The sequence below is a fragment of the Billgrantia sp. Q4P2 genome (genome assembly GCF_052806135.1).
Genome location: NZ_JBRBAI010000024.1, coordinates 1 through 10,544 on the forward strand (window position 1 = coordinate 1; position 10,544 = coordinate 10,544).

At 56.6% G+C, this 10,544-nt stretch carries 12 protein-coding genes and 1 pseudogene; 12 read left to right on the forward strand and 1 reads right to left on the reverse strand.

The window, feature by feature from the left end:
• The 12 genes from ACUY1T_RS21740 to ACUY1T_RS21795 all read left to right on the forward strand — a co-directional run.
• Nucleotides 1-1,131: DUF6862 domain-containing protein (locus ACUY1T_RS21740; protein WP_446025661.1), on the forward strand; the 1,131-nt coding region annotated here is incomplete at its 5' end.
• A gap of 10 nt (nt 1,132-1,141) precedes the next feature.
• Nucleotides 1,142-1,414 (forward strand): hypothetical protein, encoded by a 273-nt coding sequence (locus tag ACUY1T_RS21745; protein ID WP_446025662.1) that lies wholly within the window; start codon nt 1,142-1,144, stop codon nt 1,412-1,414.
• A 258-nt stretch (nt 1,415-1,672) separates the two neighbouring features.
• On the forward strand, nt 1,673-4,345 hold the full coding sequence (locus ACUY1T_RS21750) for a DUF637 domain-containing protein (RefSeq protein WP_446025663.1): 2,673 nt from the start codon (nt 1,673-1,675) through the stop codon (nt 4,343-4,345).
• 401 nt (nt 4,346-4,746) lie between these two features.
• The gene (locus ACUY1T_RS21755) at nt 4,747-4,965 is read left to right on the forward strand and encodes a hypothetical protein (RefSeq protein ID WP_446025664.1); all 219 of its coding nucleotides are present in this window, start codon (nt 4,747-4,749) and stop codon (nt 4,963-4,965) included.
• Nucleotides 4,966-5,009: 44 nt separating this feature from the next.
• Entirely contained in the window at nt 5,010-6,296 is a 1,287-nt protein-coding gene (locus ACUY1T_RS21760; protein WP_446025665.1) for a hypothetical protein, read from the forward strand.
• Nucleotides 6,296-6,592, forward strand: a complete 297-nt coding sequence (locus ACUY1T_RS21765; protein WP_446025666.1) for a hypothetical protein — start codon at nt 6,296-6,298, stop codon at nt 6,590-6,592. The genes ACUY1T_RS21760 and ACUY1T_RS21765 overlap by 1 nt, the downstream gene beginning before the upstream one ends.
• A 5-nt stretch (nt 6,593-6,597) precedes the next feature.
• Entirely contained in the window at nt 6,598-7,101 is a 504-nt protein-coding gene (locus ACUY1T_RS21770; protein ID WP_446025667.1) for a hypothetical protein, read from the forward strand.
• Nucleotides 7,094-7,528, forward strand: a complete 435-nt coding sequence (locus ACUY1T_RS21775; RefSeq protein WP_446025668.1) for a hypothetical protein — start codon at nt 7,094-7,096, stop codon at nt 7,526-7,528. Before ACUY1T_RS21770 ends, ACUY1T_RS21775 begins: the two co-directional genes overlap by 8 nt.
• Nucleotides 7,529-7,873, forward strand: a complete 345-nt coding sequence (locus ACUY1T_RS21780) for a hypothetical protein (RefSeq protein ID WP_446025669.1) — start codon at nt 7,529-7,531, stop codon at nt 7,871-7,873.
• Nucleotides 7,874-8,605: 732 nt separating this feature from the next.
• Nucleotides 8,606-9,289, forward strand: a complete 684-nt coding sequence (locus tag ACUY1T_RS21785) for a hypothetical protein (RefSeq protein WP_434232951.1) — start codon at nt 8,606-8,608, stop codon at nt 9,287-9,289.
• Between the two features lie 222 nt (nt 9,290-9,511).
• The gene (locus tag ACUY1T_RS21790; protein WP_086510541.1) at nt 9,512-9,694 is read left to right on the forward strand and encodes a type II toxin-antitoxin system HicA family toxin; all 183 of its coding nucleotides are present in this window, start codon (nt 9,512-9,514) and stop codon (nt 9,692-9,694) included.
• 36 nt (nt 9,695-9,730) lie between these two features.
• Nucleotides 9,731-10,144, forward strand: coding sequence for a type II toxin-antitoxin system HicB family antitoxin (locus tag ACUY1T_RS21795; RefSeq protein WP_434233504.1), 414 nt, complete (start codon nt 9,731-9,733; stop codon nt 10,142-10,144).
• Between the two features lie 76 nt (nt 10,145-10,220).
• Here ACUY1T_RS21795 and ACUY1T_RS21800 read toward each other — a convergent pair.
• A pseudogene (locus ACUY1T_RS21800) lies at nt 10,221-10,544 on the reverse strand (MFS transporter); the annotation flags it as partial.

Below are 10,544 nucleotides of genomic sequence, written 5' to 3' on the forward strand. Positions count from 1 at the left end.
CAAACCCTAGAGGAAGAGCGTCTAGCAATTCAAACACTCAGCCAGTCTCGTGACCTTGCGCTAGAGGAGGCCTGTGGCCAAGGCGGCTCTGCGCAAGCTTGCAGCTACGAGCGAGCATTGCTGCAGGTAGCCATGAATAGCTGGCAAGACGTGACACTGGGACGAGAGGACCGAGACACGGTCTTTGCCGAGTACCTCCATACGGCGAGCCAGTATGGTCAGCACCAGCAGCAGCGCATGGAGCGTATTGGTGCCGAAGCTCTCTCAGAGATGGTGGTAGACTCCATCAACGCGCCCATCATAATGGGACAGCTTGTCGGGCAAGCGCTGCTGGGTGACGAAGAATCTCAAGCGCTACTGCGAGAGATGGGCCAAGAGATAAAGGCCTTTGCTGACAATCTGCCGCACTCTATTCCCGAGAGTATTAGTGGGAGTATCCGAGAGCAGTTGGCCCAAGCCGATGCGCTGGAGCTGGCAGGGCAGCAGGACGAAGCCGACAGGCTGAGAGTACGTGTCGCCCTGGAAAATCAGTCGATGCTGATGGGCACAGGCGTGCTGGCGGCAAGCCTGCCGAGGCTGGCCAGGAATGTTGTCACAAGCCGGTCAGGCATCGCGGGAGCAGGTGATTTTTCTGGGAGTAGGGCGCAGGATGGGGTGGGTGTTCCAAATAACAATCTTGAGTACTGGGCTTCTTCCTCTAATGCCGTGCCGCTGAGTTACGACATCTCTCTCTGGGGTGAGTATGGCCTCCCAAGTGATGGTTATTTCTCCCGCACCATTACACTTAGAGACGCGTTAAAAATGCAAGACAATCTTCCCATTAGCTTTGGAGGTCGCTCCGTTGATGGCTTCCCTGATGGCGCTGGCTTCCTTGGCTCGGCGGAAGAGCTTTATAGGTTCACGAACGCAAGAGACCTCCAAAAAGCTTTAGACATCCGTTACGAGCCAGATTTCATCCTTGAGTTTCAGCTCAAAGATACTTCCAGGCTACAAAATTTGTTGCAGTTCGATGACCCGTTGTTCCGTGCCGGAGGAAAAACGCTGAGTGGCCAGAGGGAATTTAATTTCCCTGGGATAACAAGTGATGATATCGTGAACTGGCGGTTAAGAGCGCTCAAGGAATTCGACTGAGGGATTGGTTGTGGAATCGAAGAAATGTGAGCCTAAGTGCAAGTTTAGAAATATAAAATACTTGGCAGAAAAGGCAAGCCCTGAATATCCAGATGATGGAACTGCATCCTATAGTCTTATAGGATGCAAGATCTGTGGGTCATTGATGGAGCTACGTCAAGGTATTGAGGCTGACAGGTGGGGAAGTGCTGAAACTGTAGAAGTTGAGGTCGATTACCAATATGCGAAAGAAAATTATGGAATGAACGAGGCGGAGATACGGGAGAAATTGGGTCTTCCTTGAATGGTGAAGGTCCGCTGTTCAAAAAAAATTTGTTGGCCTCTGATAGGAGCGCTGGAAATTAGGTGGGCTTTGTTGAGGCTGGTGAATTTCACCAAAGTACGACAGTCTCAATGTTTAGTGTTACGCTTGGTTCATCAGTTGCTTTTCTCATGATGCACTGCAATTACCATCGTGTCGAGATCTTTAACAATCGATTTTATTGCATCTTACCGGGTAGGCTGAGGCCAGCCGACAAAAGGATTGCCGTGATGCTGAAATGTGTATAGTGATGGTATTCACCTGACACAAGCCACTATCGACTCGCTAAATACAACATGCAACGTTAGCCTGAACCTGAGCGGCCAGTGGGTCGACGCCAGCTACGCCAGTGTCATCGAGCAGAGCGGTATCTTAACCGGTGATGGCGGCTTCCAGGTCGACATCGATGGTCGTACCCGCCTGAACGGCGGCGTCATCACCAGCACCGCCAGCCGTCTCCAGGCCGGCGAGAGCGCCGCCCTGCTGGCCGGCGGCGACATCGAACTCCTCACCGCCCAGGAGCACGACTACTCCCTCTCCGAGTCGCGCCGCAGCGGCGGCCTATTCGGCGGCAGCCGCACCCAGCGCGACGAAGTCAGCAAGACCCGCGCCATCGGCAGCCAAGTGACCAGCGGTGGCGACCTGCTCATCGCCAGCGGGCTCGACCAGACCTATCGGGCCGCCCGCCTGGAAGCCGACGGCGATATCGCACTGCAAAGCGGCGGCAGCATCCGCTTCGAAACCGCCAGCGACGTGCACACCGAATCCCACGAGCGCAGCAAGAGCAGCTTCGCCTGGCAATCCGCCTCCGGCGAAGGCTTCACCCGCGAAACGCTGCGCCAGAGCGAACTGGTGGCCCAGGGCGAACTCATCATTCAGGCCGCCGAAGGCCTTCGCATCGACGTGGAGAAGATCGACCGGCGCAGCGTCAGCCAGACCATCGACGCCATGGTCGCCGCCAACCCCGACCTCGCCTGGTTGCAGGAGATGGAGCAGCGCGGCGACGTCGACTGGCGCCGGGTCAAGGCCTTCCACGACAGCTGGGACTACGAGCAATCCGGGCTTGGAGCAGGCGCGGCGCTGGTGGTGGCCATCGTCGTGACCTACTTCACCGCCGGCGCCGCCAGTGGCCTGGTGGCCGGTGGTGCCTCGGCGGCGGGAGCCTCGACCGCCGCCGGCAGTGCCTGGGCCGCCGCATCGGCCGGCGCCTCCGCCGGCTGGGCCAACGTCGCGGCCACAGCCGCGATGACCAGCATGGCCACCACCGCCACCGTCAGCGCCATCAACAACCGTGGCGATCTCGGCGACACCCTCGACGACACCTTCTCCAGCGACAGCCTGCGCAGTGCCGCCAGCGCCGGCGTGACGGCCGGTGCCACCCGCGGCATGACCGATCAGGTGTGGGGAACGCAGACCAACCCCACTACCGGTGCCACCAATAACCTCAACCTCGGCTTCGGCCAAGGGAGCGACATCGCCCGCTTCGCCGGGCAGCGCGCCACCCAGGCCGTTATCGATGCAGGCATTCGCAGCGCCGTGGAAGGCGGCAGCTACCGCAGCCACCTCGGCGACAGCCTCGAGAACGCCGTGCACCACGTCGTCAGCGGTGTGCTGTTCAATGCCGTGGGCGACCGTGCCTTCGACAAAGGTTGGGACGAAGGCAGCCCGCAGAAGATCGCCCTGCATGCCCTGGTTGGGGGCTTGACTGCCGAAGCTATGGGCGGTGACTTCCGTACCGGCGCCCTGGCCGCAGGCGCCAGTGAAGCGCTCGTCCATCACCTCGTGGAGAACGGGCGTGCAAATCCGGAACTGAGCAACACCATCGCTCAACTGGTGGGTATCGTCGCGGCGGAACTGAGCGGCGGCGACGTTAATAACGGCGCCTTCATCGCCGGCCAAGTGGAGAGCTACAACCGCCAGCTGCACTCCGAAGAGCGCAAGCTGGCAAGAGACTTGGCGGATCTGAGTGAAGGGCGCTTTACCCTAGAAGAGATCGAGCAAGCGATGCGTGGCATGCACAACCTCGCGAAAGGAGAAGCGCCCGGTGACAATATCATTGTTCCCCTGCTGCCAGGGCTAGGCTCCGATGAGTTGGGCTATTACGACTTCGGTGGCCAGTGGGTGAACGTCATGCTGGCCGATGGATCGCAGGAGTTGCGCCAGGCGGTGCCGAACGCGCCGCGTGAATTGGCCAATTTCATCATTCGCAATACGGGCGGCGCGGATTCGCCGTACTGGATACCGCCAACACAGGCACCGAATGCTCGAGAGCCACAGCTGCTTTTCCCGGATAGCATCGCGATGGCGGCAGGGCTGCCCTACAACCTCAATAAGACCGATAGCAGGACGTGGGCGGAGATCGAACAGGGCCAGGAGGCGCTCACCCGTGGTATCGCCAGCCTAGCGGCATTCCCGGTGACCGGCTCTTATGCGGCAACCACCCTGACGACTCGCGGAGCGGCAGGGCTATTCGCCACGGGCGCAGGCTTCGACGCACTAGGACAGTATGTGCAAGGGGGCGAATACCGTCCCGGTCAGACACTAATGTCTGGCATCACTGCCTTGGGCTATGGCCCAATGGCGGGTGGAGGAATACTGGGTAATTCCGCTTTGGGTGCTGCTGCAGGGGGGACGAGCACTGCTGCTAATAACTGGGTGTATGACGAGAGTAAATCCGTGCTTACTGGTGCACTTTTTGGTGCTGGCGCTGGTGCAGGCGGTACGATAGCTGGCAATTTTGTTGGTCAAGAGATGAAAAATATACCCAGTCAAATAAGTCTTCCCTATTTTCAGACCCCTGCATCAGTTACCTTTACCATGCCTGCGGGAAATGCTTTAGGAAATGCTGCAGAAACTATCATCAGCAATATGCCTGCATTTATTCCGCTTCCTGATGCTAGTGATGAGAGGTGACAATGATGGCGCAGTGTCGTTGGACTTGGGCGGCGTTTTTTCTCCGTAACGCAAAAGTTGTTATTCCACTTGGCATGATTTGCTTTTTTTTGTGGCATGGGGTGGCAATCATGGAGTGGGTACATGCATTTTTTGGGGCAGAGCTAAAGGGTTATGGTCCATCGCAGCAGCGATGGTTGAGGTTCTGGGTGATAGGTTTTGTTGCCATGTATCTATTCGGCCTGGCGATTGGGTTATTCAATATGTGGTATTACAGAAAACATCCGGCTGATGGTGGGAGCTCATCGGTGGATGGGGAGAATTAGGTGCGCTAGGTGTCGAGTCGATGGCATATGAACTGTCGGTAGACCGTAATCAGTTGGTGTGCTGGTTTTATAGTTAAAGAAGAAGGAGATTGTGGCATGAGTGTCAAAAAAGAGTCAAGGCTAGGTAAGGCAGGGTTGCTGGGTGGCTTTATTGCTTTTGTAATATATCAGTTCGTGGCGCCTCTTTTATTTCCGCCTGAAGATGGTGGCTTGCATATGATCCGCATTGTGTTCGCTGGTTTGGCGGTGATGTTTGGGGCAATGGCTGGGAAATATATTGCTGAGTCCTTACGTTCCAAAGATAAGACAGGCTAGGGAGTTGGCAGCAGGGGTATACAGTGACGGTATGCGTCTGGCACATGCCCCGTGGGAAGCGAGCTGTCGGCGGTGGCGATGAGCGCGCGCTATCAGGTTACCCGCCTGGCAGCCAGTGGCGTCATAGCTCTGCAAAGCGGCGGCACCATCCGCTTCTGGCCGCCGGCGCCAGTGAAGCGCTCGTCCATCACCTCGTGGAGAACGGTCGCGCCAATCCGGTACTCAGCAATACCATCGCTCAACTGGTGGGCATCGTCGCGGCCGAGCTGAGCGGCGGCGACGTTAATAACGGCGCCTTCATCGCCGGCCAAGTGGAGAGCTACAACCGCCAGCTGCACTCCGAAGAGCGCAAGCTGGCAAGAGACTTGGCGGATCTGAGTGAAGGGCGCTTTACCCTAGAAGAGATCGAGCAAGCGATGCGTGGCATGCACAACCTCGCGAAAGGAGAAGCGCCCGGTGACAATATCATTGTTCCCCTGCTGCCAGGGCTAGGCTCCGATGAGTTGGGCTATTACGACTTCGGTGGCCAGTGGGTGAACGTCATGCTGGCCGATGGATCGCAGGAGTTGCGCCAGGCGGTGCCGAACGCGCCGCGTGAATTGGCCAATTTCATCATTCGCAATACGGGCGGCGCGGATTCGCCGTACTGGATACCGCCAACACAGGCACCGAATGCTCGAGAGCCACAGCTGCTTTTCCCGGATAGCATCGCGATGGCGGCAGGGCTGCCCTACAATCTCAACGAGGTTGATACGCGCACGCCAATGCAGCAGCAGCAGGATATGGATGCCTTCGTTCGCGGTGTTTCCAGCATGGCAGCACTCCCGGTAATCGGTCCCTATACCGCTGCCACCCTGACGGCTCGGGGTGGGGTAGGTCTGTTTGCCACTGGGGCAGGGTTTGACGCGACGGGCCAGCTTCTACAAGGCGGCGAATACCGGTTTGGCCAAACGCTCGCGGCTGGCGGCACGGCGCTGGTTTATGGTCCGCTGGCTGGCCGCAGCTTATGGGGCAATGCCGCCATGGGTGGGGTCGCCGGGGGCAGTCATACTGCGGTGACCAACTGGATGTATGACGAGAGCAAGTCGGTTGGCCAGAGCGCGCTTTTAGGTGCGGTCGCTGGAGGGGCTGGTACGCGCCTAGGTGAGTCCATTAAAGGTCTAGGGCCATATATTCCCACCCAGGTTACTGTGCCGTACTTTTCTACACCGGCAACATTTAGTGTGACCTTGCCTTCGGCAGATGTAGTAGGAGGGATGGCGGAAACGGTTGTCAGTAATATACCAGCCTTTTTGTCGTTGCCTGACGCTAATAATAGGGAGCGACCTTAATGACTAAGCGTGATATGTCATGGAAAGGATTTTTGAAACGGAATGCGATCAATGCTTTGTTTGCTTGTTTTGCTTTTGTTTTTTTCTGGAATAGCGTGGCTATAGGTGAGTGGATGTATGCCTTGTTTGGCGGGGAGTTGCGTGGCTATGGGCCGGCGCAGCAGCGTTGGCATCGTGTCTGGGCTGTGGGGTTCGTGGCTATGTTTATATTCGTGGCCATGTTAGATGCTCTAAGTGTTTGGTACTGGCAAAAATATCCGGAAAAGAGGCGCTATCCGAAAGAGGAGAGTAAGTAGGCAAGGTGCTGCCAGTTGCCACGCTGCCGACTGCTTGCGGTGGGGTGGGGCTATTTGCCACTGGGGCAGGGTTTGACGCGACGGGCCAGCTTCTACAAGGCGGCGAATACCGGTTTGGCCAGACGCTTGCGGCTGGTGGTACGGCGCTGGTTTACGGCCCGTTGGCTGGCAGCAGCTTGTGGGGCAATGCTGCGGTGGGTGGTGCGGCGGGTGGCACCCATACGGCAGTGACCAACTGGGTATATGACGAGAGCAAGTCGGTAACCTCAGGGGTACTCGTCGGCGCGGGTGCTGGAGGAGTTGGAACTTACATTGGCGGAACGATAGGCCAGCGCCTTCAAGGATTACCAAGGCAGGTAAGTGTGCCTTACTTCCAGACACCCGCCACCATTACCATGCCTTTACCCTCTACGGAGGCGATAGGCAACACTACCGAGACGGTGATCAGCAATATACCGGCATTGATTGGTCTGCCTGACGCTGGAAACAACGAGAATCGAAATGAATAAATTTGCATGGACATGGTCCGCATTTTTTAAGAGAAATGTGAAGTTTTTTGCTGTGTGCTTGGCTGCATTCCTATTTTTCTGGAATAGCGTGGCTATTTTGGAATGGCTATATACCTTGTTTGGAGGGGAGTTGCGAGGTTATGGCCCAGCACATCAGCGCTGGCACCGTGTCTGGGCTATGGGGGTTGCTGGGGCATTTGTATTCGGTTTTTTAGTAGATGCCTTTAATGCTTGGTATCATAGAAAACCTCCTGAAGAGGCAGAGAGGTTAAAGAAGAGGCAAGAAGAGCGGCAGGGTGAGAAAACATATGAGGCCATAGATTCAACAATGTGCGCTTCATTTGTCGAGTCAACTGCCACAGGCGAGATCGTGCATCGCGCTGAGTTGAGTAAGAAGGAGCAGGGTTATGCATTGCGACTGAGCTAAGTGGGGCAGGATGACTGCATAGAGAGGTTTGAGTCTGAGCAGGCGGTGAAACAGTATCTTGAGAAAAATACTCCATTTCGTTGGGGCGATTTTGTCACTCCGGCCGCTATTGAGAATAACCGTCAGGCGAATGAAGAAAAACCTCCGATCGTTTTGCTGATGGATAAGCTTGGGCTCTCCGGGATTTTTGGGTCGTTATTGAGTGTTATCTTGGTGGTCAAACTTTTTCCCGCATTAACAGAAGACGGGATGAATGACGTGTTGAGAAGTGGTGTCATTGTACTCGCTGCAGTGTTTGGCTGGTGGGTAGGAAGACGATGTTCACGGCTGCTCAAGCAGAAGTGAACAGTAAGGCAATGGAAGGCAGCTTAGCCAGCGGCCTACTGTCAGGTAAATACCGTCACACTTCACACTGTGTAGCAGTTTTTCAGGCCGCCGTTTCAATGTTTACGTCTCAAGTACAGATCGAGACTACGGTCCAGTAGTGGGGTTCCACTCCGTTGACACTTCTCCTTCTTCGGATATTTGATGCTTTGGCCCTTGGAGGGCGCCGAGTGAGTTTCCGTTGGTGCTCTGAATAATGGCGTCGCTCAGCACGGCCCTATCCTATTTTGAGCCCCTTGACCTCATTACGGTCGCTGGCATCAGCGGAGGAGCGAGCCAGCGTCAGGGCAGCTACGCCAACCAGGACGCTGTGGACAGCAGTCGGACCTCCGGCGGCACGGCGGACCTCCCAATACCCATCTATCCGGCGGCAACTCAGGACGGAAACTACTCGCTGCCTGAGGTGGGCCATCCAGATTTCGAAATTGAATATATGGCTCTATTTTTTGGCTGAATCGTTAAAGCTTTCGTCCCAATGGCCGAAAAGAAAAATAACGTAAGCCAAGCAGGGACGCCATATGAACCGCTAACAGAAACAGCATGCCTTCCGATGTGCGGAGGGCCGGCTCATGTCATTCTTAGAACATGTCGCCATGGAGGGGAGCTTCCAGAGGTCGGCAGAATTGGGTGCCTTCGGCACTCCTTGCCACACCCGGCTTAGGGTGTGAAAAACATTTTTATAAAGGTAGTAAGATGTACAAAGGGATCGCAACATTTCTCCTGGGTTTCATGTTGGTCGGTTGCGTCAGCACCAATACTGTGCCCATGGATACCGCTCAGGTAGAGCAGACGTCACCAAGCTCAATCACGACATCCAGTCGTGAGAAACCGAGTTTTCTTGCCATGACAGCCGGAAAAGCCATGGTGGGCGGGCTAGTGGGCGCTGCAGCGATGATGATAGCAGGGAACAACATCGTTGAAGAGAACGAGATCGAGGATCCGGCTGGCTATATAAGCAATGGGTTGGCGGCATCACTTGCCGAGCGGTTTGGGATAGAGCAAGTGGATGAAAACGACTTCGTGACCAAGGAAACGGGGGTGGCCGGGTTGTCAAGAGACTATGCCGCCAGCGACTTGCTGGTGGATGTTGAAACCCTGGGCTGGGGGTTCTCCTACTATCCTTCCGCCATGAGAACCTATCTCGTGTCGTATTCCGCAAGGCTCAAGGTGATCGATACGCGGTCGATGCAGGCAGTAGCCGAAGCCCACTGTAGAAGGTGGCCGGATAAGACGGATGACTCACCGAGCCATGCTGAGCTATTGGCAAACGGTGCCGAGCGACTCAAGCAGGAGCTCATGGCCGCTGCGGATTCTTGCATGCGAGAGTTCGAGAACAAGATATATCCGAAAAATCAGCAAATGCTTAGCGAAGCCTGACCGGTTTCGGTAGCCGATGTGTTACGTCGGCTACCGTTTCGATGGCAAAAAAAGCGGCGACCGAAGTCGCCGCCTTGATTGAGCCCAGCAAGGCTCGGCTCCGCCCATCCCTACGCCTTGGCGAGACTCAAAGCGCTCTCCTGGAGTTATCAGGGTTATGAATTCTTGCGTAGCTGCCTGAGTGGGGTTACTATAACCCCAAAGCACGGCAAGGAGCCGGGTGTGAAGAGCGCAGATCTGATAAAGGAGCTGGAAGCCGATGGCTGGACATTGGACCGGATCAAAGGAAGCCACCACCACTTTCGCCATCCACACAAGCCCGGGACCATCACCGTGCCTCACCCCAAGAAAGACCTGAAGAAGGGCCTGATACAGGGAATCAGGAAACAAGCCGGCCTCAAGTGAGGCAGGTAGCACCTGGCACCACACAGGAGCGACACCATGCACTATCCCATTGCGATCGAGGTTGGCGATGAGCAGCACGCTTATGGCGTGGTCGTGCCCGATCTGCCGGGCTGCTTCTCCGCAGGTGACACCTTCGATGAGGCAATCGCCAATGCACGGGAGGCCATAGAGGGGCATCTCGAAAGCCTGGCGGAGCACGGCGACCCCATTCCCACCGCTACCGCCATCCAGCAGCATCTGGAGAATCCCGACTTTGCCGGGTGGATCTGGGCCGCGGTCGAGATCGACATGACTCCCTATCTGGGCAAGAGTCACAAGATCAACGTTACCCTGCCCGATCTGCTGATCAAGCGCATCGACAGCACCGTGGCGAAGCACGGCGACTACAAGAGCCGTTCCGGTTTCCTGGCCCGGGCTGCGCTGCATGAACTCGAGCGTCACGCCCAATAAAGCCAAGTCTTCACCACTCCGCACTGCACAAAAAGCGGCGACCGAAGTCGCCGCCCTCTGATGAAGCCCAACCGGCTCAGCCTTGCTGCGGCTTGGCCTGCGCCTGGGCCAGTTCCTGCTCTTCGATCATGCGGTCCACCGAGGAGACGTAGTACTCCTCGTCGAACGCGCCTTCCGGTTCCTTCAGCCACACCAGGCAGATCAGCCAGCTGACGAATGCGCCGCCGGCGATGATGTAGAAGAACTGGGTCGGGGTGACGAAGGTGAAGATGGTCAGGTAGACCACCGCCCCCACGTTGCCGTAGGCGCCGGCCATGCCAGAGATCTGGCCGGTGATGCGGCGCTTGATCGAGGGAATGATGCCGAAGGTGGCGCCCTCCGCCCCCTGCACGAAGAAGGA